This is a genomic window from Microbispora sp. CSR-4, assembly GCF_008033685.1.
GTDB lineage: Bacteria > Actinomycetota > Actinomycetes > Streptosporangiales > Streptosporangiaceae > Microbispora.
Genome location: NZ_VJVX01000032.1, coordinates 73,255 through 98,612, shown reverse-complemented (window position 1 = coordinate 98,612; position 25,358 = coordinate 73,255). Strand labels below are relative to the sequence as shown.

Below are 25,358 nucleotides of genomic sequence, written 5' to 3'. Positions count from 1 at the left end.
CCTGCAACAACGCCATCAACCGGGCGCCGGCCTCACGCGGCAGGTAGAACTCCCCTTCCACGCCGCCGCCCTTGCCCGGGCGGACCCGCAGGAACCGCCTCCCGTAATCGGCCCGCTCATCCCGCTCTTCCCCATCGGGGTCCAGCACCGCCCGCAGGTGGCGGCCGGCCTTGGCGACCTCCGCCGCCCCGGCCTTGCCCGCCAGGTCCACCAAGATCGGCTCCGCCAGGCCGGCCTGCTCATCCGATAGTCCGGCCACAGCGGCGCAGATGGCCTCCACCACCCCCGCCGCCAACTCCCCTGTGGCGAACTTCTCCCACACGGTAGGGAGGCGCGGCAGCTCCGCGCCCAACGTGAGCAGGCGGCCCGCACCGCCCACCGTCATCCCCCCACTGGTGCGCAACCAGCAGCGGGTGGAGGCATGCCCATGCTGCTTGGCCTGACCTGCTCGGTGGACCCGGCCGACGCGGTCGGCCAGCGCGCTGGTGATCCGATCCCGGGCGAACAGCAACTCCTCCGCCTCGGCCAGGCACATGTCCACATCGTCGGGAAGCGGGGTCAGCGCCAGCTCTTGGGCCACCTCACGAACCGACCCCACCACCACCCACGACGACCGCACACGACCACGACCACGGCCACGATCACGCCCACCCACACCGCCGGAAGCACCCGCACCTGCGCCCGCACCCGAGCCAGAGCCGCCCGTGCCAGCGCCATCCGCGCTAGCGCCAGAGCCGGAGCCATTCGCACCGGCGGGAGCCGCGTCCTCGGCAGTCTCACGGGCGGCATTCGCGCCAGCGCCGTTCGCGCCACCCACATTCGCACCGGCGAATGCCGCACTCTCGGCGGCCCCACGCGCGGCGTTCGCGCGAGCACCATCCGCGCCAGCGGCGTCCGCACCGGCGGCAGCCGCACGATCGGCAGCCCCACGGGCGGCACCCGCGTCAGATCCCGCGCTGTCGGCGGTCCAACGCGCGGCGTTCGCGTCAGCGCCGTCCGTGCCAGCACCGCTTATGCCAGCGGCATCCGCACCGGCGGCAGCCCTACCCGTGGACTCCGCGCCGTCGCTATCTGCCCTGTCGGTATGCGTGCCTGGGGCGTCCGTGCCTGGAGCGTCCGCGCTATCGGTGCCGGGCGCGTCTGCGTGCTGCCGGGGCCCAAAGTTGATGATCGGGAAGGGCTCGCGGGCGGACGAGCCGTCGGACGACCACAGTGGGGAATTGGCGATCAGGCGATCCCACCAGCCGTCCCACCACTCACCGTCGACATCGTTCGAATGACTAAGGCGCTCAGGATCGATATCGAACAGATCCATCACACCCTCCTCGTTTCATTCGAACTGTTGTATGGATTATCTCACACTCTGTGAGCGAGTGACAACCGTGCGAAGCGGAGGGTTGGAGCCTCAGCTCAACCCGAGCAAAGTCGTTGGGCGATTTGGTGCGAGCTGCGGCCTCGCTGCGTTTGCCGAGGCGGGCGCTGCCGACGGGCCGCGCGCCGTCAGGGCACGGCCAAGGGCGGGAGGACGGTGAGGTTGAGCGGGGCGGGGGCTGCTGACGGCCTCGACCAGGCGAGGCAGTAGCAGAGTTCCGGGCGGCGGGGGCCGCCGTATCGGGGGAGCTGGCGCGTGGTCGTCGGGGCGGATGGTTGATCAGGCGAGGGTGTAGCAGAGTTCCGGGCGGCGGGGGCCGCCGTATCGGGGGAGCTGGCGCGTGGTCGTCGGGGCGGATGGTTGATCAGGCGAGGGTGTAGCAGAGTTCCGGGCGGCGGGGGCCGCCGTATCGGGGGACCCGGCGCGCGACGCCGGTGTCGACGAGGTGTTCCAGGTAACGTCGGGCCGTCACCCGGGACACGCCCACGACCGTGCCGACGGCCTGGGCAGACATGCCGTCGGCGGCGTCCCGCAGCGCGCCCGCGACCGCCTCCAGGGTGTCGGCCGTCATCCCCTTCGGCAGGTGGGGGCGGGCGGTCCCGCGCAGGGTGGACAGCGCCCGGTCCACCTCGCCCTGGCCGCTGACCTCGCCCGGCCCGCTGATCGACGACCGGAACGCCGCGTATCGTTCGAGCTTCTCCTGCAGCAGGGCGAAGGTGAAGGGCTTCAGCAGATATTGCACGACCCCGGCGGAGACGGCCGACCTGACCACCGACAAGTCCCGCGCCGAGGTCACGGCGATGACGTCGGAGGGCAGGCCTGCGGCCCGCATGGCCCGGCAGACGTCCAGCCCGTGCATATCCGGCAGGTAGAGGTCGAGCAGCACGAGGTCAACCGGCTCGCGGCGCAGCGCGCGTACGGCCTCGCCGCCCGACCTGGCCACGCCCGCGACGCGGAAGCCGGGCACCCGCTCGACGTACAGGCGGTTGGCCTCGGCGGTCAGCTCCTCGTCCTCCACGATCAGCACCGAGATCACGGCCGGACCTCCGCGCGCCCCGGGCCGCCGCCGGGAACGTCCGCCGCCGCCCGTCCCAGCCCGTCCGCCCGGCGCGGCACGTCCGGCACGTCCGGCACGTCCAGCACGTCCGGCCCGTCCGGCCCATCAGACTGACGCGGCAGCGGGAGCCGTACGGTGAACACCGCCCCCTGACCGCCGATGCCCTCGCCGGCGCAGACCTCGATGTCGCCGCCGAGGCGCCGGGCCGCCTGCCCCGCCATCGCGAGGCCGAGCCCCCGGCCGTCCCCCTTCGTGGACCAGCCGCGCCGGAACACGTCACGTACGACGCCGGGGTCGATCCCGGGGCCGCTGTCGGCGACCCTGATCAGGAACGTGCCGTCCTCGGCGCGCAGGTGGACACGGACCCGGGCGGGCGGCGTTCCCCGAACAGCGCCCTGAACAGTGCCCTGTACGGCGGCGTCGATCGCGTTGTCGATCAGGTTGCCGACGATGGTGACGAGGTCGCGGGCGTCGAGGGCGACGTCGTCGAGCTCGCTGTCCGGGCTGATCACGAGATCGACTCCGCGCTCCGCGGCGGCCGCGCTCTTGCCGAGCAGCAGCGCCGCGAGGACGGGCTCGCGGATCGAGCCCACCACGCGGTCGGTGAGCCGCTGGGCCGCCCGCAGCTCCGCGGTGGCGAACTCCACCGCCTCGTCGGTGCGGCCCAGCTCCACGAGCGCGACGACCGTGTGCAGCCGGTTGGCCGCCTCGTGCGCGGCCGAGCGGAGCGACTCGGCGAAGCCGCGTTCGGCGTCGAGCTGCCCGGCGAGGGCCTGCAGCTCGGTGTGGTCGCGGAGCGTGACCACCGTGCCGAGCGAACGCGCGCCTGACCGCACCACGGCGGCGCTCGCCACCAGCACGCGTTCGCCGGTCAGGTGGATCTCGTCCGACCGGCTCTCCCCGGAGCCGAGCATCTCGGCCAGCGAGGGCGACAGGCCCAGGTCGCCGACGTGCCGTCCCTCCGCGTCCTCGGGCAGGCCGAGCAGGTCGCGGGCGCCGTCGTTGGCGAGGGTCAGCCGGCCGTCCCGGTCGACGAGCAGCAGCCCTTCGCGCACCGCGTGCAGGATCGCGTTGTGGTACTCGTACATGCGGCTCAGCTCCGCCGGGCCCAGCCCGTGCGTCTGACGGCGCAGGCGGGCGCCCACCAGGTAGGCGCCGGCGATGCCCGCCGCCAGGCCGAGCAGGCCGGTGAGGACGGCCGAGCCGAGCTGCCCGCGCATCTCGGCGCTGATCTTCGCCACCGTGATGCCGGCGCTGACCAGTGCCACGACCCGGCCGGTGGCGTCCCGCACGGGGGTGACGGCCCGTACGGACGGCCCCAGCGTGCCGGTGTAGGTCTCGGTGAACGTGCGCCCGGCCAGCGCCGGCGCCGTGGTGCCGAGGAAGTGCCCGCCGATCTGCCGGGGATTGGGGTGCGTGTATCTGCGGCCCTCGGTGTTCATGATCGTGATGAAGTCGAGCCCGGCCTCCGTGCGCACCCGTTCCGCGTACGGCTGGAGCACGGCCGAGGGATCGGGGTCGTCCAGCGCGTCGAGCACGGTGGGCGCGTCGGCCAGGCTGATCGCCACCGCCTTGCTCGTCCTCGCGGCCTCGTCGTCGAGAAGCTGACGGGTACGGAGGAAACCGAGGAAGGTGGCGCCTGCCACGGTGATCGCGACGACGAGGATCTGCAGCACGAGCACCTGCCGGGCCAGACTCCAGCGTCCGAGCCTGGCGGTCATCGTCGTCACGGCCTCAGCGTCCTCGCTCCCGGTGCGGTCCTGCACGGTCCTGCGCGGTCTGCGCGGATTCACCGCCGCGGCGCGCGCCGGTGAAAACCGCCGTGAACGAAATGTACGCAATAGTGACCCAGGTCACTACCGGGCGCATAGTCACCGACCAGATCGCGTTGTCGCCCGCGTCTGTCGTGGGCCGTATGAGGACGAGGAGGGTCGCGTGACGACCACACCGAACCCGGCACCCCGTGACCGGACCCACTATCTCTACCTGGCGGTGATCGTCGCGGTCCTCCTCGGGATCGCCCTGGGCCTGGTGGCGCCGGACGCCGGGGTGGCGCTGAAACCGCTGGGCACGGCCTTCGTGGCACTGATCAAGATGATGATCAGCCCGATCATCTTCTGCACGATCGTGCTCGGCGTCGGCTCTGTGGCCCAGGCCGCGAAGGTCGGCAAGGTGGGCGGGCTGGCCATCGGCTACTTCCTCGTGATGTCCACGGTGGCGCTGGCCATCGGCCTGCTCGTGGGCAACGTCCTGCACCCCGGCGAGGGGCTCCAGCTGACCGACGAGCTGCGCAAGGCCGCAGAGGAGCAGGCGGCCAAGGGCGGCGAGAGCGACACCACGTCGTTCCTGCTCGGCATCATCCCGGCGACGTTCGTCTCGGCGTTCACCGAGGGCCAGGTGCTCCAGACCCTGCTGGTCGCGCTGCTGACCGGCTTCGCGCTGCAGGCGATGGGGGAGCGGGCGGCGCCCATCCTGCGGGGGCTCGGCCACGTGCAGCGGCTCGTCTTCCGCGTGCTGGCGATGATCATGTGGGCGGCTCCGGTCGGCGCGTTCGGCGCGATGGCCGCGGTGGTCGGCGCGGGCGGTTTCGACGCGCTGCGCAGCCTGGCGCTGCTGATGGGCGGCTTCTATCTGACGTGCCTGCTCTTCGTGGGAGTCGTGCTCGGCACGGTGCTGTGGCTCGGCGCGCGGATCAACCTGCTGTCGCTGCTGCGCTACCTCGGCCGGGAGTTCCTGCTCATCCTGTCCACGTCCTCCTCCGAGTCGGCGCTGCCGCGCCTGATCGCCAAGATGGAGCATCTGGGGGTGAGCCGCGCTGTCGCCGGCATCACGGTGCCGACCGGCTACTCCTTCAACCTCGACGGTACCGCCATCTACCTGACCATGGCGACGCTGTTCGTGGCGCGGGCGACCGGCTTCCCGCTCTCCGCCGGGGAGCAGATCGGGCTGCTGGTCTTCATGATCATCGCGTCCAAGGGGGCGGCGGGGGTCACCGGCGCCGGCCTCGCCACGCTGGCGGGAGGCCTGCAGGCGCACCGGCCGGCTCTCGTGGACGGCGTCGGCCTGATCGTGGGCATCGACCGGTTCATGTCGGAGGCCCGGGCGCTGACCAACTTCGCGGGCAACGCGGTCGCGACCGTCCTGATCGGCTCATGGGTGGGCGACTTCGACCGCTCCCGGGCCGAGGAGGTGCTGGCCGGCCGGGTGCCCTTCGACGAGGCGACGTTCGTGGACGAGGGCCACGCCCCGGCTCCCGGGGCCGAACCCGCCGCCACACCGGTCCACTCCTGATCGCTCCGGCACGCCCCGGGGAGCGCCGCTCCCCGGGGCGTGCCGGCAGCACGTCGCTCAGCGGGACGGCGGCTGGAACTCCGGCTGGTCGAGCACTCGCAGCCAGCTTCCGTCCGGCTGGCGCCGTACGACCTGGGCGCGGGCGCCGGCGCCGTCCCTGGGCGGGGTCGAGGTGAGCGCGATGTCGCCGCTGACCAGCGTCGGAAGGGGCTCCTCGGGCTCGAAGCGGGGGCGGTTCGCCAGCACCTTCTCCCACAGGGCGCGGATCGCCTCCCGGCCGGCCGTCACGCTGCCCGGCGGGTAGGCCAGCACGGCGTTCTCCTCGTAGAGCGCCGCCACGCCCGCGGCGTCACCGGCGTTGGACCGCTCGACGAACAGGCGGGTGATGTCCTCCGGCCGCATGGCCTTCTCGTAATCCGGCATCGGTTCCTCCCCGAATCTCGACGGCGAATCTCGTACGGCCTCCACCCTGCCGAGCCGCCTTCCAGAAGTCCAACAGATGGTTCTGCTGGCAACTAGAATCAAAAGTTATGGAGCTGCGCCAGCTGGAGTATTTCGTCGCGGTCGCCGAGGAGCGCAACTTCACCCGCGCCGCCGAGCGGGTGCACATCAGCCAGCCGGGCGTCAGCGCCCAGATCAGGCAGCTCGAACGCGAGCTCGGCGCCGAGCTGTTCGACCGGTCCGCGCGGACCGTCACCCTGACCGTCGCGGGCAAGGCCGCGCTCGACCACGCCCGCGCCGCGCTCGCCGCGGCCGGGGCGCTGGGCCAGGCGGTGGGCGAGGTGACCGGACTCATCCGGGGCAGGCTCACCGTCGGGATGGTCGTCGGCTGCACCGTCACGCCGCTGTTCGACGCACTCGCCGCCTTCCACCGGGCCCATCCCGGGGTCGAGATCGCCCTGCTGGAGGACAACTCCGATCGGCTCGTCGAAGGGGTGCGCTCCGGGGCTCTCGACCTGGCCCTCGCCGGGCTCGCCGCCGCCCCGGACGGCCTGGAGACGCTGACGATCGTCAGCGAGCGGCTCGTCGCCGCCGTCCCTCCGGATCACCCCCTCGCGGGACGGGGCGGCGTCACCCTGAGCGACCTCGCCGCGCACCCGATCGTCTGCATGCCGTACGGCACCGGCCTGCGCACCGTCTTCGACCGCGCCTGCGCGGCCCGGGGTCTCCAGCCGGTGATCGCGCTGCAGGCCGGGGCGGCCGACGCGATCGCCGGCCTCGCGGCCCGCGGGCTCGGCGTCGCCGTCCTCAGCGAGTCGATGGCCGCGGCCTACCGGGACCGGCTCACCGCGCTCACCATCGAAGACGTCGAGACGCCCGCCCTGCTCGCGCTGCTGTGGCGCGGCGGCCAGGGCCCGGCCGTACGCGAGTTCGTACGGCACGCCCGGCGCTCCTTCGCCGTGCCTCCGGCGTGAGAATCGCCGGACTCCGGATTGGACGTATGTGCCCGGGCACTCCTAGAGTCCCTTTCATGACGTCTGGTGATCTCCAGTTCCGGAGGGCCGAGAAGAGCGACGCGGACGAGATCTTCGCGCTCGCCCGCGAGTTCGCGGTGACGTTCCGGCCCGAGCGGGCGCCGTTCGACGCCGCGCTGCCGCAACTCCTGGAGAACGAGGACGCCTTCCTGCTCGTCGCCACCGTTGACGGCACCGTACGCGGCTACCTGCTGGGCTTCACCCACCTCACGCTGTTCGCCAACGGCAGGGTCGCGTGGGTGGAGGAGGCGATGATCGAGAGCGGTTACCGCCGTCTCGGCATCGGGCGGCGGCTCCTTGAGGAGTTCGAGACGTGGGCGCGCTCACGGCAGGCCGGATACGTCGCACTGGCGACCCGGAGGGCCGCCGAGTTCTACGGCGCGCTCGGCTACGAGGTGTCGGCCACCTACTACCGCAAGATGCTCAGACCGAAGACGTGAGCTGGGCGTCCAGGCGATAGCCGTCCACGGTCACGTAGACCGAGTCGCCGGGCCGTGCGTTCAGCCGCATCAGCACCGGCTGGAGCGAGTCGAACACCGGCTGCCGGTCGCGCCACACCAGCACGACGGCGTTGTCCCCCGGGCCGGTGACCGACAGCAGCGTCCCCGGGCGCATGCCGAGCTGGGCGGCGTACCCCTCCGGGACCGCGACCGGCTCGCCCCGCAGGTGGCCGCTGGTGACGTCGATCCGCTGCCAGCGGCGCGGGTCGGAGGCCGGGCTGGAGGTCGGGCGGGGGTTCGGCACCAGGTGGGGCCGCGGCACGCCCCCGTTCAGATTGCCGCCCAGGTGGTTCCCGTTCTGGTGCCCGTTCTGGTGTCCGTTCAGGTTGCCGTTGAGATTGCCGTTCGTGAGCGCGTTGAGCGCGGCGAGCGCGGTGGCGGCGTCGGGCCCGTTGTTGGCCTGCGAGGGGATCGGGACCCCGCCGCGGCCGTGATGGTGCCCGTTCGCGCCCGGCGTACGGCGGGGCAGCGGCGCGGGCCGCGCGGACTGGTCGGGGCCGTGCCGGGTGGGCAGGGGGCCGGGCTCGGCCGGCGAGCTCGCCTGCGGCATGGATTCGAGCCACGCCTTGGCCGAGTGGGCACGGATGCCGAGCTGGCCGAGCAGTTCCACGACGTCGGCGTCCGCCGGCTTGTTCGCCAGCAGCTGGCGGGTCTTCTCCCGCAGCCCCGCGAGGGCGCCGACCACGAGCCAGCCGTCCTGGAGGCGGCGGTCGGGCATCAGCGTCACCAGCACCCGCCACAGCGGCGTGCCGAGGGCCGGCACCTCGATGGGGTGGGACGGGTCGGCCGCGATGAGCTGCTCCTGGGTGGCCGCCGCGCCCAGCCATTCGGTGAGCCCGAACAGGTGGCCGGTGAGCGGCGCGGAGTCGGGGGAGCGCAGCCACAGCAGCACCCGCTCCTCGGCCGCGCGCTGGGCCTGGGAGAGCAGGTCGCGGTCAACGTTGAGGTTGTGCGCCAGCGTGCGCAGGCTCACCGGCTCGGCGGCGAACAGCCGCTCGGCCGCGACGGCCCTGGCGAGCGGGTCCCAGCCGCGGAACAGGCCCTCGATGACCGCGACCATCGGGTGCGCGCTGAGGTCGGCGGGCCGCGCCGCCTCCGGAGCAGGCTGGGCGGCCGGCTGAGCGGCGGGCTGGGCGGGTGGCTGCGCAGGGGCCGCAGGGACCTGCGGGAGCGAGGCTCCGGGCTGCCGGGCGAAGGGCTGGGTGGCGGGCCTGACCGGTCCTGCCGCCGGCGCCGCCCCCGGTACGGTGGGTGGCGGCGGCGTGCCCTGCCCCGGCCGGGCGGGCGCCTGCCCCGGCTGCGGGGGCGTCTGGGCGGGTGCCTGAGCCGGTGCCTGCGCGGCGGCGACCTGGGGGAACGCCTGAGAGGAGGTCCCGGGCACGGCCTGCGGGAAGGGCACGGAGGCGGGGCCGGCGGGCGCCTGCGTCTGGCCCTGACCCGGTGCCTGTGCGGGTGCCGGTGCCTGTGTGGGGGCCTGTGCCTGTGCGGGTGCCGGTGCCTGTGCCTGTGCCTGCGGCTGAGGCGGTGCCGGAGTCTGGACCTGTGCCTGTGCCTGTGCTTGGGCGGCCTGGGCCTGGGGTGCGGCCTCGGCCCCGGCGAGGGCCTCCGCGGACCGCCCGGACGCCAGCTCGCTCTCCAGGCGCCCGAACACCTCCCGGAACACCGTGGTCAGGAGAACCTCGGGCGAGGCCGGGGCGGCCGGGGCCTGGAGGTCGCACGGCGTCAGGCGGCGCAGCCGATACCAGCCGCCGAGGTGGTTGACCACCGTGCGTACGGGGTCGGGCCAGCCGGGCATGGCCGGGTCCACGGTGTGCACCTGGAGCGCCGGAAGCAGGTCGGTGAGGGGCAGGTGGTCCCAGCGCCCGACCGCCAGGCGGGCGAGCCGCTCGCAGAGCCAGTCGACGCCGGTCGCCCGCATCGCGCGGCCGATTCCGACGGAGGCCCACCAGCCGCCGGGCAGGCGCGGGTCGGCCAGCAGCTCGGCCACCTGCTGAGGACGGCTCCAGCGCAGGGCCGGGACCAGGTCGCTCAGGCAGATCGTTGACTCGGCGTCCATCGGTATGACCGCACCCTCCCGAGAGTGACGCATGTTGCTAATGGTGCAGCTTACGCCGCAAACCAGCAATTGGTGTCAATAGGGTAAAGTTCCCAGGATCCGGCCGGGCACCGATCTGCGCGACCGCCGCGGCACCCGTCTCACACCCCTTACGCAGGGCTTCCTCGGGCGTGTCCCCGGCCATGAAGGCGACCAGGAACCCCGCGGCGAACGCGTCTCCCGCGCCCGTCGAGTCGACGACCTCCGCCGTGGGCGCGGCCGCTCTGGCGACTATACGGCCATCGCGGGCCAGCAGGGCACCACCGGCCCCCAGCTTCACCACAGCCGTCCCGTAGTGGGCGCTGAGCGTGCCGGCGGCCGTCTCGGGATCCGCGGCGTCCGCGAGCAGCAGGGCCTCCTCCAGGTTGGGGATCACGATGCTCGCCGGGGCGCTCTCGCGGAGGAACCGCTCGGGCCCGAAGGCGCGCAGCGGCCCGCTGGAGGCCGGATCGACGCTGATGGTGATCCCGCGCCCGGCTGCCTCGCGCATGGCGAGCCGTACGAGCTCCAGGCCCGGCTCGGCGAACATCGTGTACGCCGACACGTGCAGGTGCCCGACCCCGTCGAGGAGGTCCGGGGTCCAGTCGCCGACCCCGATGTGGCCGCTCGCCCCGCGGTTGGTGAGCATGGACCGCTCGCCGGTGGAGTCGACCATCGCGATCACGACGGCCGAGGGCCGTTCCGGGTCGATCCGCAGGTGCGGCCGGACCCCGGCCTTGGTGAGCTGGGCCGCGTGCCACTCGCCGGTGTCGTACCCGGCCCGCGCGAGCAGGCGGGTGTCCGCGCCGAGCCGGGCGGCCCAGGAGGCGGTGTTCGCCCCCGAGCCGCCCGGGTGCAGCGCGATGTCGGCGGGCGTGTCGGTGCCGGTGGCCGCGGGGCCGTCGTGCAGCGCGACGACGTCGGTGACCACGTCGCCGATCACCAGCAGACCGCTCACCCGGCCGCCCAGGCGGCCGCGATCTCCCCGGCCAGGCGGGTGTTGCCGCGTACGGCCGCGAGGTTGGCCTCCAGCGAGGCGCCACCCGTGCCCTCGACCAGGTATTCCAGCAGGAACGGCGTGATGGCCTGCCCGGTGACCCCGCGCTCCTCGGCGGCGCGCAGGCCGTCCGCGAGCACCCGGTCGTGCAGTTCGGGGTCGAGCTGGAGATCGACCGGCACCGGGTTCGCCACGATCAGCGCCGTGTCGAGCCCGCCGAGCGCGTCCTGGGCCCGCATGACGCCGGCGGCCTCCTGCGGCGTCTCGATGCGCCAGTCCACCGGCTCGCCGGAGGTGTGCAGGTAGAAACCGGGGAACTCGTCCGTGCGGTAGCCCACGACGGTGACCTGCTTGGTCTCCAGCCGCTGGAGCGTCGCGGGCACGTCGAGGATCGACTTCACCCCGGCGCACACGACGGTGATCCTCGTGCGGCTGAGCGTGTCGATGTCGGCAGACTCGTCCTGCACCGTGGTCCAGCCGCGGTGGACGCCGCCGAGGCCCCCGGTGGCGAACACCCGCACGCCCGCGCGGGCGGCCAGGAACGAGGTGCCCGAGACGGTCGTGGCGCCGCTGAGCCCGAGCGCGGCGGCCGGGGCGAGGTCGCGGAAGCCGAGCTTGCGCAGGCCCGGCTCGGTCGCGATCCGCTCCAGCCCCTCCTTGTCCAGGCCCACCCGGGGGACGCCGTCCAGCACCGCCACCGTCGCCGGCACGGCCCCCGCCTGCCGGACGATGTCCTCCAGTTCGAGTGCGACCTGGAGGTTGCGGGGCTGGGGAAGCCCGTGGGAGATGATGGTGGACTCCAGGGCGACCACCGGACGGCCGGCGGCCAGCGCCTCGGCGACCTCATCGGAAACGCGCATGTCTCTCCTGTGTTTCCCGCTCACCATCGGGGCGCTCACTTCCGCCTGGCCGTGCCGAAGGCGCGCCGTCGGCGCCTCCCTCGTCGCGCTCGGGTCGCTTCGCTCCCGCGCGCTGCTCGGTCCAGATCGGCGGCGCGCCCCTCCGGATCGCTCGGTGTGTTTCCCGCTTGGGGTTCTCTCGTTGGCGGAAGATTGTCCGCTTCGGCATATTCTGCCCGGGTATCGAGGGGGAACTTGCGATAAGTTGCGGGCGTCCGCCCAGCCTCACCCGTCGCCGGCCCCCCGTCGGCCCTCCGAGACCCTTTCACGCCCGCCGTCACGACCCGCATCCGGCCCCGCCCACTGAGACACCGAGCCACGTACGACCCGGGAGAACGCCTTCATGCCACGCTCGCACTACGACGTCGTCATCGCCGGCGCCGGGCACAACGGCCTCGTCGCCGCGGCCTACCTCGCCCGCGCCGGACGCAGCGTGCTGGTCCTGGAACGCCTCGGCCACGTGGGCGGTCTCGCCGTGTCGGCCCGAGCGTTCCCCGGCGTGGACGCGCGGCTGTCGCGTTACTCCTACCTGGTCAGCCTGCTGCCCACGAAGATCGTGAAGGACCTCGGGCTCCGTCTCGACCTGCGCCGCCGCCGCTTCGCCTCCTACACGCCGGCGGGCGACACCGGTCTGCTCGTGGACAACGAGGACGCCGCGCGCACCGCCGCCTCCTTCGAGGCGGTGACCGGAGGACGGCACGACCTGGCCGCCTGGGAGCGGTTCTACGGGATGACCGCCCACGTGGCCCAGCGGGTCGCGCCGACGCTGCTCGAACCGCTGCGCGGCCGTACGGCACTTCGGGAGGTCGTGGGGGACGACGAGGCGTGGCGCGACCTGTTCGAACGGCCCGTCGGCGAGGTGGTGGACGAGCGGTTCGCCGACGACACCGTGCGCGGGGTCGTCCTCACCGACTCCCTGATCGGCACCTTCGCCGACCCGGCCACCGACCTGCTGGCCAACCGGTGCTTCCTCTACCACGTCATCGGCGACGGCACGGGCGACTGGAACGTCCCGGTCGGCGGCATGGGCGCGGTGACCGCCGAGCTCGCCGAGGTCGCGCGGCGGCACGGCGCCGAGATCCGCACCGGCGCCGAGGTGCTGGCCATCGACCCGGACACGGGAGAGGTCACGTTCGACGACGGCGCGCAGCACGCGGTGACCGCCGGGAAGGTGCTGGCCAACCTGCCGCCCGCCGTGCTCGCCCGCCTGCTCGGGGAGACGCCCGAGCGGCCCGAGGGCGCCCAGCTCAAAATCAACATGGTGCTGTCGCGGCTGCCCCGGCTGCGCGACCCCGCCGTGGACCCCGCCGAGGCGTTCAGCGGCACCTTCCACATCAACGAGACCCGCGACCAGCTCGCCGCGGCGTACGCGCAGGCCGCCGCGGGGAAGGTGCCGGACCTGCCGCCCGCCGAGGTCTACTGCCACTCGCTCACCGACCCCTCGATCCTCGGCCCGGAGCTGCGCGAGGCGGGGGCGCACACGATGACGCTGTTCGGCCTGCACATGCCGGCGCGCCTGTTCGCCGATCCGGCGGCGAAGAAGGAGGCGCTGGCCCGCACGCTCGCCTCGATCGACTCCGTGCTCGCCGAGCCCATCGAGGACTGCCTGCTGCGCGCGCCCTCGGGCGAGCCCTGCCTGGAGGTCAAGACGCCGCTCGACCTGGAGCGCGACGCGGGCCTGCCCGGAGGCCACATCTTCCACCGCGACCTGTCCTGGCCGTACGCCGAGGAGGGCGGCCACGGGGACCGGCCCGCTCAGTGGGGCGTCGAGACGGCGCACGAGCGGGTGCTGCTGTGCGGCGCGGGCGCCCGGCGCGGCGGCGGCGTCAGCGGCATCCCCGGCCACAACGCCGCGATGGCCGTTCTAACGGAACCTTCATGACGCTCGGGTAGCTTGTGCCGGTGCGTGAGGAATCGGCGAAACTGCTGGTAGTGGATGACGAGCCCGCACTCAGGGAGGCGCTGCGCAGCAGCCTGGAGTTCGAGGGCTACGCGGTCGAGACCGCCGCCGACGGGCTCACCGCGCTCGACCTCCTCGACCGCGCCGGGCAGGACGGGAGGACGTACGACGCGGTGCTCCTCGACGTCATGATGCCCCGGCTCGACGGGCTGACGGCCTGCCGGCGGTTGCGCGCCGCGGGCAACCTGCTGCCGGTGCTCATGCTGACCGCCCGCGACGCCGTCGGCGACCGCGTCTCCGGCCTGGACGCCGGGGCGGACGACTACCTCGTCAAGCCGTTCGAGCTCGACGAGCTGCTCGCCCGCGTGCGGGCGCTGCTGCGGCGCGGCGGGCAGTACGTGCGGAACGAGAGCGGCGGCGACGTCCTCGCCTTCGGCGACCTGCGCATGGACACCGTGAGCTGGGAGGTCACCCGGGCCGGCCGCAGGCTCGACCTCACCCGCACCGAGCACCTGCTGCTCGAACTGTTCCTCTCCCACCCACGCCAGGTGCTCACCCGCGAGCAGATCCTGCGGGAGGTGTGGGGCTTCGACTTCGAGCCGTCGTCGAACTCGCTGGACGTGTACGTGATGTACCTGCGGCGCAAGACCGAGGCGGGCGGGCTGCCCCGCGTGATCCACACGGTGCGCGGCGTGGGCTACGTGCTCCGGCCGTCGCCGTGAGACGGCGATCCCTGCGGTCCCGGCTCACGCTGCTGATCGCGGCCGGGGTCGCCCTGGCCGTCGCGGTGGCGGCGGCCGTGTGCTGGCTGCTCGTCCGCAGTGAGATGCGCGGCCAGATCGTCGGTTCGATCACGCACCTGCGGCCGCCGGCGCAGCAGGTCGCGTTCGCGCTGCGGGACTGCGCCGGTCAGGGGCGCAAGGAGGCCCGCCCCCGGCCCGACTGGGACCCCTCGGGGCGTAGCTGGCAGGTCGTGCTGCCGGACGGCTCGGTGTGCGTCGCGTCCGGGTCGGCCCAGGTGACGCCGACGGCACAGGAACGGACGATGGCCGCCTCCGGCGGCACGCCCGTGCTGCGCGACGCGGTCGCCACCGACGGCACCTCCGTGCTCGTCTACACCTTCAGATATGAGCCGCGTCCCGGCGTCCCTCCGGGTGACGTCGCCCAGCTCGCGGAGCCGCCCCTGCGGCCGGGCCCGGTCACGGTGAGCGTGTTCCGCTCCACCGCCGAGATGGACCAGACGCTCCGCATCCTCGCCCTCGTCTTCGGCTCGGTCAGCGTGCTCGGCGTGCTCGGCGCCGCCGTGGCCGGGCTCTGGCTGGCCCGTACGGCACTGCGCCCGGTGGAGCGGCTGACCCGCGCGGTCGAGCACGTCGCCAGGACCGAGGACCTCAGCGTGACGATCCCGGTGGAGGGGGAGGACGAGATCGCCCGCCTCAGCCGGTCGTTCAACACGATGACCGCCGCCCTGTCCAGCTCCCAGGAGCGCCAGCGGCGGCTCGTCGCCGACGCGGGACACGAGCTGCGCACCCCGCTGACGAGCCTGCGTACCAACATCGACCTGCTGCTGCGCAGCGAGAACACCGGCCGCGCCATCGAGCCCTCGGCCAAGCGGCGCCTGCTGGCGAACGTCAAGGAGCAGTTCGAGGAGATGTCGAGCCTCATCGGCGACCTGCTGGAGCTGTCGCGCAAGCCGGAGAGCGGCGAGGGGTCGTCCGACATCGCCCTGCACGAGGTGGTGGCCTCGGCGGTCGAGCGGGCCAGGCGGCGCGGTCCAGGGCTGCGCTTCGACGTCGACCTGGAGCCGTGGCAGGTGCACGGGGACGCCAGGGGCCTGCAGCGGGCCGCGGTGAACGTGCTCGACAACGCCGTGAAGTTCAGCCCGCCCGGGGGCCTGGTGACCGTGCGGCTCAAGGGCGGCGTGCTGACCGTGCGCGACGAGGGCCCCGGCATCCCCGACGACGAGCTGCCGCACGTGTTCGAGCGGTTCTGGCGCTCGCCGTCGGCGCGCAGCCTGCCCGGATCCGGTCTCGGCCTGTCGATCGTGGCCCAGGCCGTACGGGACGCCGGGGGCCGGGTCGCGATCGAGAACGCCCCCGGTGGCGGCACCCTCGCCACCGTCGAGCTCCCCGGCAACCCGCCGGCCGCCTGACGCCGGCACGTACAGCACGCCCCGGCTCATGCCTGCACTCCCGCGCGAGCGGCGTACGCGACCTGGCGGCGCAACCGGACGAGGTCTCCCGGTCCGGCATCGAGGGCGTAACGCTCCATCGCGTTCCGGATGTGCTCGACCTGGGCGTCGTCGATGCACACGGTTCCGCTCCGGGCGGGCTCCTCGCCGATCAGGGTTTGCAGATCGACGTTCAGCGCCTCGCAGAGCGAGTCCGGGGCGGAAAGCCGGTCGGCGCTTCGAACCCCGGCCTCCACCTTGCGCAACCAACTGGTCGAACGGCCAATCCGGTCGGCAAGGATCTGCTGAGTCAGGCCGCGCCGACGCCGCCAGTACGCCACCCGCCGGCCCAGCTCCCGATCGTTCATTCCATCGCCTCAATCCGTCCGCGCCCGGATTCCTTGACGCCTCATGAGCACCCCGTGCCGGAGTCGGTGAATCGAAAATCGCTCCGGGAATAGTCGTGGGGCGTTTGCAAGGGGACAACGGGACTACCCGCGACGCGGGCTGTGCAGGAACGGGAACGACCCTCAAACGCACGCTTGATCTGCTCGACACGTAGCGAGCGTCTGCACGAGCTGGGCCGAGCTGACCGCGCCTCTCCGGACCCGAGCGCAGCCGATAGGTCGTCATTGGGCCGCCGCAGCATCGGGGCCGGTTGGTGTGGGCGCGTGAATGCGGGGCTTGACGTGCTCGGCGTGATGTGGTTGGCCTGAAACCAGGGTTTTCTCCGAGTCCCTAAAGATACCCTTCTGAGATCTTTGACTACTGACATCCACTCTCGTGGTGATTAGAGTCAGTTTGATCACGATCTTCGGCGATGCGGCTTACATCCGCTTCGCTGCCCCTCAAGGAGGGTTTGTGAGAGTGAAACCTCTCGTAGCGGCCGCAGCCGCGCTGTTGACCGCGGCAGCACTGCAGATCCCCGCAGCAGGCTCGGCGTTCGCCGACACACCGTCCGACCAGCGTCCATCCGACAACTCCGCCCATGGTGGGCCGGTCCTGGACGACGTGCACAACGTTCCGACGACCGCCGTCAAGAGCAACGTGACGTTCCTCGACAACGTCAAGGGCGTGAGCGGCTACTCAGGGCTGAACTTCATCAGCTACGACAAGTACGGCTACGACTTCATGTTCGCCAACGGCACCGGCGGCCTGGCCGTCTGGTCGCTGAAGGACCCCGAGCACCCGGCGCTGGTCTCCACCATCACGGCCGCCCAGCTGCGCCAGCCGGGGGACACCCAGGACAGGTTCTGGGAAGGCGAGAACATGACCGTCGACCCGAAGCGCAAGCTGGTCTTCCTCAGCAGAGACCCGCGCGGCTTCGGCGGCACCGTCTCGACCGGCCAGTCCGGCGTCTACATCGTGGACGTGAAGAACCCCTGGCAGCCGAAGGTCGTCGTCTTCCAGCCGGTCGCGGCCGGGCACACGGCCACCTGCATCAACGACTGCTCCTACCTGTGGTCGGTCGGACCGGCCAACACCGGCACGCCGGGCCAGGACCCGTCATGGAAGGGCGTGCCGGTCCGGGTGACCGACATCCGTGACCCCAAGCACCCGAAGACCCTGGATCTGGCGCTCGACCTCGGCCGGTTCGACGGCGTCACCGACTACGTGCACAGTGTCGACGTCGACAAGGACGGCGTCGCCTGGGTCTCCGGCGAGGGCGGCGTCCGCGGTTACTGGACCAAGGGCAACCACTACGACCCGGTGCGGAAGACCAAGCGGGTGGCGACGGCGTACGACCCGATCCCGTACGCGGGCGGTACGGCCATGCCGACCAATCCGCAGGGCACGGAGTTCTTCGACTACTTCGACCACAACGCCTACCACAACACCGAGAAGCTCGGCTCCTTCGACAAGGGCGAGCTGGTCTACGTGACCAACGAGAACATCACCACCTGTTCCCAGGCGGGCGAGTTCAAGATCGTGTCGCTGAAGGGCAGCTACGACGGCGAGGGCTGGAAGTCCACGCCGGACAAGCCGCTCCGGCTCAACCTGGTCAGCCACTGGTCGCCCTGGGGCAAGGAGGGCTCGGCCACCACCGGCAGCTGCTCCGCCCACTGGTTCACCGTCAACGGCAACATCGTGGCGATCGGATGGTACGGCCAGGGCACGCGGTTCCTCGACGTGTCCGACCCGGCCAACCCGACCCAGGTCGGCTACTTCCGGGTCCCGTCCGGCACGGACGTGACCGGCGGCTCGGCGTCGGCCGCGTACTGGCACAACGGCCTGGTCTACGTCGCCGACTACAACCGGGGCGTCGACGTGCTGCGGTTCGACGGCAAGCTGGCGGGCAAGCCGGACAAGAAGATCTGCTGGAACTCCTGCGACAAGTGACCGTCCGAGCCGGAGCCGGTCCGGGCGGGACTCCCCGCTCGGGCAGGCTCCGCCCTGACGGAGTGGAAGGGTGACGGTGCGACGCCGACATCTCACGCGGGAGACGACATACGCCGTGCCCGTCGCGCGACTCGTGGCAGCAGTGCTCCTGCTGGCCGGCGGCCTGGTCGTCGGCCTCCTCCCCGGTGTGGCCGCCCGCCCGGCGTACGCGCACGCCTACCTGCTGGAGAGCTCGCCGGTCGACGGACAGGTGCTGGCCTCGCCCCCGGCCGAGGTGCGGCTCCGCTTCGACGAGGCGGTGAGCCTGAGCGGCCGGTCCATCCAGTTGCTCGACCCCACCGGCAAGGAGCTGGCCATCGGCGCGGCGGGGTTCGCCGACGGAAAGGCCGACACGGCGCGGGCGAGCCTGCCCCGGGACCTGGCCGAGGGAACCTACGTCGTGTCGTGGCGGGTGACGTCCGTGGGCTCGCACGTTGTGTCGGGGGCGTTCAGCTTCAGCGTCGGCCACCCGAGCGCGATGGCCGCCGACGTGGAGCAGGACGCCGACCGCGTGGTCCCCGTCGTCGCCGCGATCGGCCGTGGCGTGGCCTACCTCGGTGTGGCCCTCGTCCTCGGCGGCGGGATGTTCGTGGCCGCGCTCTGGCCCGCGGGACGTGGTGACCGGCGCGGCCGGCGCGTCGTCTGGTCGGGGTTCGCCGCGCTGGCCGCAGGCACCGCCGTGGTGCTGCTCGTCCAAGGGCCGTACGCCGACGGCAGGCCGCTGACCGGGGTGTTCGACCCCGGCCTGCTGGGCGCGACGCTGTCCACCCGGCTGGGGTACGCGCTGCTGGCCCGGCTGGTGCTCGTGGCCGTCCTCGGTGTGGTCTTCCTGATCGCGATCCGCCCCTCGGCCGCCGCCGACGCGGAGACGGACGCTCCCGAGCCGGGCGGCGTCGGCCGCAGGATCGCGCTGCCCGTGGTCGCCGTCGGCGCCGTCGCCATGACGCTGACCTGGACGCTCGCGGACCACGCGCAGAGCGGCACGCAGACCTGGCTGGCCGTCCCGGCGACCAGCCTGCACCTGCTCGCCATGTCGCTGTGGCTGGGCGGCCTGGTGACGCTCGCGCTCTCCGTGCTCGCCCCGGCCGGCAAGCGGGACCCCGGGCTGCTCTCCCTGGAGCCCGCGCTCCCGAGGTTCTCCCGGCTCGCGCTGCTGTGCTTCGCGGTGATCGCGGTCACCGGGCTGTACCTGTCGTGGCGTCAGGTGGGAACGTGGGGCGCGCTCGGCGCGACCGGCTTCGGGCGGCTGCTGCTCGTCAAGCTCGCCATCGTGCTCGGGGTGCTGGCGCTCGCCTCCGGATCGCGGCGGTTCGTACAGCGGCGCGACCGCGCCCGCCGTACGCCGCAGGACCCTGCTGCTGCGGTGCGCAGGCTGCGCCGCTCGGTCGCCGGTGAGGTCGTGCTCGGGATCGTCGTCGTGTCCGTCACCGCCGTTCTGGTCGACACTGCCCCGGCCCGCACCAGCTACGCGCCGCCGGTGGACACCACGGTCCCGTTCCCCGCCGCGGTGAACGCGTCCGGCCCGTACGGCGGGCTGCGCGGCGGCTCGATCCAGGTGAAGATCGAACCGGCGAGACCGGGCGGCAACACCGCGGACATCTACCTGACCGGACGCGACGGCAGGCTGGTCGCGGTGCCAGAGATCTCCGGCGCGCTCGAATCGCGGGACCGCGGCGTGCCCGCGCTGCCCGTCACGTTGACGGCGGCCGAACCCGGGCACTACGTGGCGGGCTCGATGTCCATCCCCTACCCCGGGGAGTGGGCGTTGCGGCTGGACATCCGCGTTTCCGACTTCGACGAGACACGCGTGCGTGTCCCGTTCACCGCACATTGAAAGGCTGCCGACACATGCGAGGCGCTGACCGTACGGCCCCCGCGTCGCGGGTGGCCCTGGCCGCCGCCGGTGCGATCGCCGCCGGCGTCCTGGCGGGGTGTTCCGGCGGGACACCGGAGCCGGTGACCAAGCCGCCCTACACCGTCGAGACCATCCGTTCCGGCTTCGTCGGCGCCGCCGACCTGGGAAAGGGCGCGGTCGCGTTCGAGGACGAGGACCACGCGTCGCACACCATCTACACGCCGCCGAACAGCATCCCCACCTGCCCGTACGTCCAGCGTGCCGACGACGTGAAGGGTCCGGTGGAAGCGGCCATCGAGCCGGTGGGCGGGAACCCGACCGGGCGGTTCATCGTCGCTCCGCCGAAGGTGGGGCCGCAGACGCTCCCGGTCGTCACGCAGGGCGCGGTGGTCTTCGAGAGCTCCACGCTCGCCGGCAACGCGATGAACGCCGTGACGGCCGAGTCGGCAAAGTGCCCGGCGACGTTCACCATCCTCGGCGGGCCGCCGTCCATCGTGGGCGACTACAGGACCAGCAGCCGGCCTGTGGAGGTGAACGGGTGGCGAGGGTTCGCCCAGCACCTCGTGCACACCCCGCCGGCGGACCTGGGCTCGGACACCTACGACGATCTGGTCACCGTCGTGGTGCACAAGGCGAACGCGGTCCTCTACGTCGGCTACACCCAGATCAAGAAGGTGGGCGACCGGTCCGACACCGAGGAGAAGGTCAAGGACCTGATGACGACGACGCTGGCCCGCCTCGGCTAGCGGATCACCGATGAACGCGACGGTGGGAGTCCCGCCGATGGGAGGAACGTTGAGCGGCAGAGCACTTCGGGCGGGTGTGGCGCCCGCGGCAACGGGCGTCGGCCCCGCGCACCCGGTCGCGGGCGGTGCGGCGGCTGCGCCGGCACGCCCCGGACCGGCCGCAGCCGCGTGCGGCACGGCGTCCCGTACGCCTCGCGGGATGCGGGTGCGGATGCGGGTGCGCGCGCTGCGCCGTACGGCACGCGGGCTGGTCGTCGCGACCGTGGCGGCCTGCCTGGTCGCCGTCCTGCCGGCGGCGGCGTTCGCGCATGTGAAGGTGACCGCGGACGCCGCGGTCCAGGGTGGCTATGCGGCGTTGACGTTCCGGGTCCCCAACGAGCGCGACGACGCGAGCACCACCAAGATCGAGGTGCGGCTCCCGACCGAGTTCCCGCTGGCCTCGGTCTCGGTGAAGCCGCACCCCGGCTGGTCGTACAAGATCGAGAAGACGACTCTGGCCACGCCGATCGAGTCGCACGGCACGAAGATCGGCGAGGTGACCTCGAAGATCACCTGGACCGCGTCGGATGAGGACTCGGGGATCAAGCCGGGTGAGTACGACGAGTTCTCGGTGAGCGCCGGGCCGCTGCCGGAGACCGACCGGCTGACGTTCAAGACGCTCCAGCACTACAGCGACGGCGAAGTGGTGCGCTGGATCCAGGAGAGCTCGGGAGACGACGAGGCGGAGCGGCCCGCGCCGGTGCTCGATCTCACCGCCAAGGGGGCCGCCGCGCCCGGCTCGGCGGCTGGCGCGGCCCCGGCCGCCGGAGCGGAGGCGGCGGCCGGAGCGGAGGCGGCCGCGCCGGAGTCCGGCTCGGACGCGGGGGTGGCGTGGGCGATCGGGCTGTCCGCGGCCTCGCTGGTGATCTGCCTGGGATGCGTTGTGGCGCCCGCCCTGCACCGACGCCGGACAGGCTAGGCGGATGGGCCGGACGAGCCGCGCCCGGAGCCCGCGCAGAGTGCCGCTGTGAGCCGCTGACAGTCGGCCGGGTGGCGGCCTGCGTCGGGACCGCCACCGGCGCAATTCATGTGGCCTTAATGAACGGCTCAGAGCGGTCCCATTCCGGCTCGCGAGCGTGGGCCCATGAGCGAGCGAAGCGAGCGAATCGACAGGCACGGCGCGACTCACGCCGGTGCCACCGGCCTGCCCCCGGTGCGACGCCACTCCCGGCCGTCGGGCGAGGGGACGGCATGAGCACGACGACGGTTTCCGGGCCGGCGGCGGGGGCGTCCCGCAGGACCCGCCTGGTCGAGGTCGTCGTTCCCGTGCACAACGAGGAGCGCGTCCTGGCCGCGAGCGTGGAGCGACTGCACGCCTACCTGAGCGGCGACTTCCCGTACGGCTTCCGCGTGACGATCGCCGACAACGCGAGCACGGACGGCACGTGGACGATCGCCCGGCGGCTGGCCCACGAGCTGCCGGGAGTGCGGGCCGTCCACCTCGACCAGAAGGGCCGGGGCCGGGCGCTGCGGCGGGTGTGGGAGTCCAGCGAGGCCGACGTGGTCGGCTACATGGACGTGGACCTGTCGACCGACCTCGACGCGTTCCTTCCCCTGATCGCACCGTTGATGACCGGCCACAGCGACCTGGCCATCGGGACCCGCCTGTCCCCCTGGTCCAACGTCGTGCGCGGCCCGAAGCGCGAGATCATCTCCAGGGCCTACAACCTGCTGCTGCGCTCGCTCATGGGAGCGCGCTTCTCCGACGCGCAGTGCGGGTTCAAGGCGGCCCGCACCGAGATCGTGCAGGCCCTGCTGCCGACTGTGCAGGACGAGGCGTGGTTCTTCGACACCGAGCTGCTGCTGCTGGCCGAGCAGCACGGGCTGCGCATCCACGAGGTGCCGGTCGACTGGGTTGACGACCCCGACAGCCGGGTGGACATCATCAGGACGGCGGTCGACGACCTCAAGGGCATGGTGCGGGTCGCCCGGGGGAGTCTCGTGGCCCCGGCAGCCCCGCCGTCCCGGGCGTCGGCGCGCACGCAGATCCCCGCCTTCACGGTGATCGGGGCGATCAGCACGGTGGCATACCTGGCGCTGTTCTGGATGCTGCGCTCGGTGCTGCCGCCGGTGGCGGCCAACGCCGTCGCGCTGTTCGTCACCGCCGTCGCCAACACCGCGGCCAACCGCCGCTTCACCTTCGGCGTACGGGGGCGGGCGGGGGCGCTGCGGCACCACCTCGGCGGGCTCGTCGCCTTCGTCGCCGGGCTCGCGCTGACCAGCGCGGGGCTGGTCACGCTGCCCGACGGCGCGCCACGGGCGGCCGAGCTGGCCGCCGTCGTCGTGGCGAACGGCCTGGCCACCCTGCTGCGCTTCCTGCTCCTGCGCACCTGGGTCTTCGCGCCCCGGAAGGACTTCCGATGACCCTCCTCGCCTCCGCGGCGCCGATCGGTCACCGGGCCCCGGCGGACCGTGTGACCCCCGCCCTGCGCTGGGGGAGGTGGGCCGTCCTCGTGCTCGCGGCCGTGCTCTACACGTGGGCGCTCGGCCGCAACGGGTACGCCAACGACTACTACGCCGCGGCGATCTACTCCGGCACGAAGAGCTGGAAGGCGTTCTTCTTCGGCGCACTGGACGCCGGGTCGTACATCACGGTCGACAAGCCGCCCCTCGCGCTGTGGGTGATGGGCCTGTCGGCCCGGATCTTCGGGTTCGGCACGTGGAGCATGCTGCTGCCGCAGGCGGCGGCCGGGGTGGCGTCGGTCGCGCTGGTGCACTCCGCCGTACGGCGGGCGCTGCGTGGGCTGGACGCCCGTGCGGCCGGGGCCGCGGCCCTGCTGGCGGCCCTCGTCATGACGCTGACGCCCATCACCGTGGCCATCAACAGGGACAACAACCCCGACACCGTGCTGGTGCTGCTGCTGGTCGCGGCCGGATGGCTCTGCCTGGAGGCGATCCGCACCGGGCGGCTGCGCACGCTGCTGGGCACCGCCGTGCTGGTGGGCCTCGCCTTCAACACCAAGATGCTCCAGGCCTACCTCGTGCTGCCGGCGTTCGCGCTGACCTACCTCTACGCCGCGCCGGGGGCGTTCGTACGCCGGCTCGGCCGTCTGCCGGCCGCCGGAGCGGTCCTCGTGGTCACCAGCGCGTGGTGGATGGTCGTGGTGGACCGGTGGCCCGCGTCGTCGCGGCCGTACGTCGGCGGCAGCACGGACAACACCGTCTGGGACCTGGTCATCGGCTACAACGGCCTGGGCCGGATCTTCGGCGGCGAGGGCGACGGCGGCGGCCGGGGCAGGCTTCCCGCCGGTGTCCCGGAAGGCGTGACACGTGCCTTCGGCGGCGGTCCCGGTGGTCCCGGCGGTGGCGGCGGCTTCGGCGGCGCGTCCGGCGCGGGCAGGTTGTTCAACGACGTCATGGCCGGGCAGATCTCGTGGCTGCTCCCGTTCGCCGTGGTCGCCCTCGTCTGCGGCCTCGTCCTGGTCGCCGGATCGGCCTTCGGCCCGGCCGTCAGTCCGGCCGTCAGTCCGGCCGGGGGTCCGGCGAGGGACGCAGTGAGGGACCCGGTGAGGGACACAGTGAGGGACACGGTACGCGCGTCGCTGCTGGTGTGGGGCGGCTGGCTGCTCGTGCACTACGCCGTCTTCAGCTTCTCCAGCGGCACCTTCCACCCGTACTACACGACCGCGATGGCCCCGGCGGTCGCCGCGCTGACCGGCATCGGCGGGGGGCTGATGTGGCGGGCGGCCCGCGCCTCGGCCGCGTGGCGGCTTGTCCTGGCCGCCGCGATCGCCGTGACCGGGGCCTGGTCGTTCGTCGTGCTGCGCCGTACGCCGGAGTTCGTGCCGTGGCTCGCCTGGGCCGTCGCGGGCGGCACGGCGGTCGCGGTGCTCGTCCTGGCGGGCACGGCGCTCGCGGGCCGCGGCACGGCGGGTGGCGGCCCGGCCGGGCGTGGGGGCCGGACGGCCGCGCGGGTCACGGCGGTGGCTCTCGCGGCGGCGGTCGCGGCCGGGCTGGCCGGTCCGGCGGCGTACGCGGTGACGCCGCTGGGTGCGGCGGTGAACGGCACCAACCCCACGGCGGGGCCGTCGCAAGGGTTCGGCCCCCGTGGCGGTCCCGGTGGCGGTCCTGGTGGAGGTCCCGGTGGCGGTCCTGGTGGCGGTCCCGGTGGCTTCGGTGGCCCCGCAGGCTTCGGCAGGTACGGCGGACCGGGTGAGGCCGTGCCCGGCGGAAACCGGCAGGGCGGGCCCGGCATGCGCGGGCCCGGTGGGCAGGTGGACGCCGCGATGGCGGCGTACCTGAAGCGGAACAAGGGGAGCGCCACCTGGCTGGTGGCGGTGGACAGCGCGCAGAGCGCGTCGTCGCTCATCCTGTCCACCGGCGAGCCGGTCATCGCGATGGGCGGGTTCACCGGCTCGGACCCGGCGATGAGCGTGGACAAGCTGCGCCGGTACGTGGCCGAGGGGAAGCTCAAGTACGTCCTGATCGGCGGCGGCTTCGGACGTGGCGCGAGCGCGGACGTCACCGCATGGGTGAAGGCGCACGGCACCCAGGTCGACCCCGCGGAGTACGGCGGCACGTCCACCGGCACGTCCGTCTTCGCGGACGGCGGCGGATCCTCGCTCTACAAGGTGGGCTGACGGCGTTCGGCGGCGTCCACGGCG

21 protein-coding genes are annotated in these 25,358 nt (G+C 72.9%); 12 read left to right on the top strand and 9 right to left on the bottom strand.

Annotated features, from left to right (window positions below; translation table 11 throughout):
• The 4 genes from FLV34_RS23170 to FLV34_RS23160 form a co-directional block, all read right to left on the bottom strand.
• On the bottom strand, positions 1-580 hold a 580-nt coding region (locus tag FLV34_RS23170), incomplete at its 3' end, for a DUF222 domain-containing protein (protein ID WP_147944036.1).
• Positions 559-717: a hypothetical protein gene (locus FLV34_RS40645; RefSeq protein WP_187280703.1), complete on the bottom strand. Its 159-nt coding sequence runs from the start codon at positions 715-717 to the stop codon at positions 559-561. The genes FLV34_RS23170 and FLV34_RS40645, both read right to left, overlap by 22 nt.
• A gap of 1,019 nt (positions 718-1,736) precedes the next feature.
• Positions 1,737-2,408, bottom strand: coding sequence for a response regulator (locus FLV34_RS23165; RefSeq protein ID WP_147944035.1), 672 nt, complete (start codon positions 2,406-2,408; stop codon positions 1,737-1,739).
• Positions 2,405-4,150 (bottom strand): sensor histidine kinase, encoded by a 1,746-nt coding sequence (locus tag FLV34_RS23160; protein WP_187280705.1) that lies wholly within the window; start codon positions 4,148-4,150, stop codon positions 2,405-2,407. The genes FLV34_RS23165 and FLV34_RS23160 overlap by 4 nt, the downstream gene beginning before the upstream one ends.
• A gap of 214 nt (positions 4,151-4,364) precedes the next feature.
• Here FLV34_RS23160 and FLV34_RS23155 point away from each other — a divergent pair, with 214 nt between their 5' ends.
• Positions 4,365-5,720, top strand: a complete 1,356-nt coding sequence (locus tag FLV34_RS23155) for a cation:dicarboxylase symporter family transporter (RefSeq protein ID WP_142645351.1) — start codon at positions 4,365-4,367, stop codon at positions 5,718-5,720.
• Positions 5,721-5,777: 57 nt separating this feature from the next.
• Here FLV34_RS23155 and FLV34_RS23150 read toward each other — a convergent pair whose 3' ends face one another.
• Positions 5,778-6,143: a nuclear transport factor 2 family protein gene (locus FLV34_RS23150; RefSeq protein ID WP_142645350.1), complete on the bottom strand. Its 366-nt coding sequence runs from the start codon at positions 6,141-6,143 to the stop codon at positions 5,778-5,780.
• Positions 6,144-6,250: 107 nt separating this feature from the next.
• Here FLV34_RS23150 and FLV34_RS23145 point away from each other — a divergent pair, with 107 nt between their 5' ends.
• Both FLV34_RS23145 and FLV34_RS23140 read left to right on the top strand, forming a co-directional pair.
• Positions 6,251-7,135, top strand: a complete 885-nt coding sequence (locus FLV34_RS23145; RefSeq protein ID WP_147944034.1) for a LysR family transcriptional regulator — start codon at positions 6,251-6,253, stop codon at positions 7,133-7,135.
• A gap of 56 nt (positions 7,136-7,191) precedes the next feature.
• Positions 7,192-7,635, top strand: a complete 444-nt coding sequence (locus tag FLV34_RS23140; protein ID WP_142645348.1) for a GNAT family N-acetyltransferase — start codon at positions 7,192-7,194, stop codon at positions 7,633-7,635.
• Here the strand turns inward: FLV34_RS23140 and FLV34_RS23135 are convergent.
• Genes FLV34_RS23135 through FLV34_RS23125 form a run of 3 tightly spaced genes read right to left on the bottom strand, consistent with a single transcriptional unit; the run spans position 7,619 to position 11,626 of the window.
• Complete coding sequence (locus tag FLV34_RS23135; protein ID WP_147944033.1) at positions 7,619-9,751, bottom strand: hypothetical protein; 2,133 nt, start codon at positions 9,749-9,751, stop codon at positions 7,619-7,621. The two genes, FLV34_RS23140 and FLV34_RS23135, sit on opposite strands and share 17 nt — an antisense overlap.
• Before the next feature lie 37 nt (positions 9,752-9,788).
• A complete protein-coding gene (locus FLV34_RS23130) occupies positions 9,789-10,727 on the bottom strand; it encodes a carbohydrate kinase family protein (RefSeq protein ID WP_142645346.1) in 939 nt (312 codons plus the stop codon).
• Positions 10,724-11,626 (bottom strand): pseudouridine-5'-phosphate glycosidase, encoded by a 903-nt coding sequence (locus FLV34_RS23125; RefSeq protein ID WP_142645345.1) that lies wholly within the window; start codon positions 11,624-11,626, stop codon positions 10,724-10,726. Before FLV34_RS23125 ends, FLV34_RS23130 begins: the two co-directional genes overlap by 4 nt.
• Before the next feature lie 382 nt (positions 11,627-12,008).
• Here FLV34_RS23125 and FLV34_RS23120 point away from each other — a divergent pair, with 382 nt between their 5' ends.
• Genes FLV34_RS23120 through FLV34_RS23110 form a run of 3 tightly spaced genes read left to right on the top strand, consistent with a single transcriptional unit; the run spans position 12,009 to position 15,717 of the window.
• Complete coding sequence (locus tag FLV34_RS23120; RefSeq protein ID WP_142645344.1) at positions 12,009-13,547, top strand: NAD(P)/FAD-dependent oxidoreductase; 1,539 nt, start codon at positions 12,009-12,011, stop codon at positions 13,545-13,547.
• Between the two features lie 20 nt (positions 13,548-13,567).
• Positions 13,568-14,287 carry a response regulator transcription factor gene (locus FLV34_RS23115; protein WP_168065602.1) on the top strand — a complete coding sequence of 240 codons (720 nt, stop codon included), beginning with the start codon at positions 13,568-13,570 and terminating at the stop codon, positions 14,285-14,287.
• The gene (locus tag FLV34_RS23110) at positions 14,284-15,717 is read left to right on the top strand and encodes a cell wall metabolism sensor histidine kinase WalK (RefSeq protein WP_147944032.1); all 1,434 of its coding nucleotides are present in this window, start codon (positions 14,284-14,286) and stop codon (positions 15,715-15,717) included. Before FLV34_RS23115 ends, FLV34_RS23110 begins: the two co-directional genes overlap by 4 nt.
• A 26-nt stretch (positions 15,718-15,743) precedes the next feature.
• Here FLV34_RS23110 and FLV34_RS23105 read toward each other — a convergent pair whose 3' ends face one another.
• Positions 15,744-16,103: a helix-turn-helix domain-containing protein gene (locus FLV34_RS23105; protein ID WP_142645342.1), complete on the bottom strand. Its 360-nt coding sequence runs from the start codon at positions 16,101-16,103 to the stop codon at positions 15,744-15,746.
• Positions 16,104-16,602: 499 nt separating this feature from the next.
• Here FLV34_RS23105 and FLV34_RS23100 point away from each other — a divergent pair, with 499 nt between their 5' ends.
• The 6 genes from FLV34_RS23100 (at position 16,603) to FLV34_RS23075 (ending at position 25,334) form a co-directional block, all read left to right on the top strand.
• Positions 16,603-18,075: an LVIVD repeat-containing protein gene (locus FLV34_RS23100; RefSeq protein ID WP_185948909.1), complete on the top strand. Its 1,473-nt coding sequence runs from the start codon at positions 16,603-16,605 to the stop codon at positions 18,073-18,075.
• Between the two features lie 133 nt (positions 18,076-18,208).
• Positions 18,209-19,948, top strand: a complete 1,740-nt coding sequence (locus FLV34_RS23095; protein WP_222709592.1) for a copper resistance CopC/CopD family protein — start codon at positions 18,209-18,211, stop codon at positions 19,946-19,948.
• Between the two features lie 14 nt (positions 19,949-19,962).
• Positions 19,963-20,715, top strand: coding sequence for a hypothetical protein (locus FLV34_RS23090; RefSeq protein WP_142645340.1), 753 nt, complete (start codon positions 19,963-19,965; stop codon positions 20,713-20,715).
• A gap of 199 nt (positions 20,716-20,914) precedes the next feature.
• Positions 20,915-21,673 carry a YcnI family protein gene (locus FLV34_RS23085; RefSeq protein WP_147944030.1) on the top strand — a complete coding sequence of 253 codons (759 nt, stop codon included), beginning with the start codon at positions 20,915-20,917 and terminating at the stop codon, positions 21,671-21,673.
• 272 nt (positions 21,674-21,945) lie between these two features.
• The gene (locus FLV34_RS23080) at positions 21,946-23,118 is read left to right on the top strand and encodes a bifunctional glycosyltransferase family 2/GtrA family protein (protein WP_147944029.1); all 1,173 of its coding nucleotides are present in this window, start codon (positions 21,946-21,948) and stop codon (positions 23,116-23,118) included.
• On the top strand, positions 23,115-25,334 hold the full coding sequence (locus FLV34_RS23075) for a glycosyltransferase family 39 protein (protein WP_147944028.1): 2,220 nt from the start codon (positions 23,115-23,117) through the stop codon (positions 25,332-25,334). Before FLV34_RS23080 ends, FLV34_RS23075 begins: the two co-directional genes overlap by 4 nt.
• Positions 25,335-25,358 lie beyond the last annotated feature (24 nt).

Excerpts from the sequence above, each read along its gene's own strand:
- FLV34_RS23075 (WP_147944028.1), top strand. The coding sequence starts at position 23,115 with ATGACCCTCCTCGCCTCCGCGGCGCCGATCGGTCACCGGGCCCCGGCG.
- FLV34_RS23090 (WP_142645340.1), top strand. The coding sequence starts at position 19,963 with ATGCGAGGCGCTGACCGTACGGCCCCCGCGTCGCGGGTGGCCCTGGCC.
- FLV34_RS23145 (WP_147944034.1), top strand. The coding sequence starts at position 6,251 with ATGGAGCTGCGCCAGCTGGAGTATTTCGTCGCGGTCGCCGAGGAGCGC.
- FLV34_RS23160 (WP_187280705.1), bottom strand. The coding sequence starts at position 4,150 with ATGACCGCCAGGCTCGGACGCTGGAGTCTGGCCCGGCAGGTGCTCGTG.
- FLV34_RS23135 (WP_147944033.1), bottom strand. The coding sequence starts at position 9,751 with ATGGACGCCGAGTCAACGATCTGCCTGAGCGACCTGGTCCCGGCCCTG.
- FLV34_RS23150 (WP_142645350.1), bottom strand. The coding sequence starts at position 6,143 with ATGCCGGATTACGAGAAGGCCATGCGGCCGGAGGACATCACCCGCCTG.
- FLV34_RS23085 (WP_147944030.1), top strand. The coding sequence starts at position 20,915 with ATGCGGGTGCGGATGCGGGTGCGCGCGCTGCGCCGTACGGCACGCGGG.
- FLV34_RS23125 (WP_142645345.1), bottom strand. The coding sequence starts at position 11,626 with ATGCGCGTTTCCGATGAGGTCGCCGAGGCGCTGGCCGCCGGCCGTCCG.
- FLV34_RS23120 (WP_142645344.1), top strand. The coding sequence starts at position 12,009 with ATGCCACGCTCGCACTACGACGTCGTCATCGCCGGCGCCGGGCACAAC.
- FLV34_RS40645 (WP_187280703.1), bottom strand. The coding sequence starts at position 717 with ATGGCGCTGGCACGGGCGGCTCTGGCTCGGGTGCGGGCGCAGGTGCGG.
- FLV34_RS23105 (WP_142645342.1), bottom strand. The coding sequence starts at position 16,103 with ATGAACGATCGGGAGCTGGGCCGGCGGGTGGCGTACTGGCGGCGTCGG.
- FLV34_RS23140 (WP_142645348.1), top strand. The coding sequence starts at position 7,192 with ATGACGTCTGGTGATCTCCAGTTCCGGAGGGCCGAGAAGAGCGACGCG.
- FLV34_RS23080 (WP_147944029.1), top strand. The coding sequence starts at position 21,946 with ATGAGCACGACGACGGTTTCCGGGCCGGCGGCGGGGGCGTCCCGCAGG.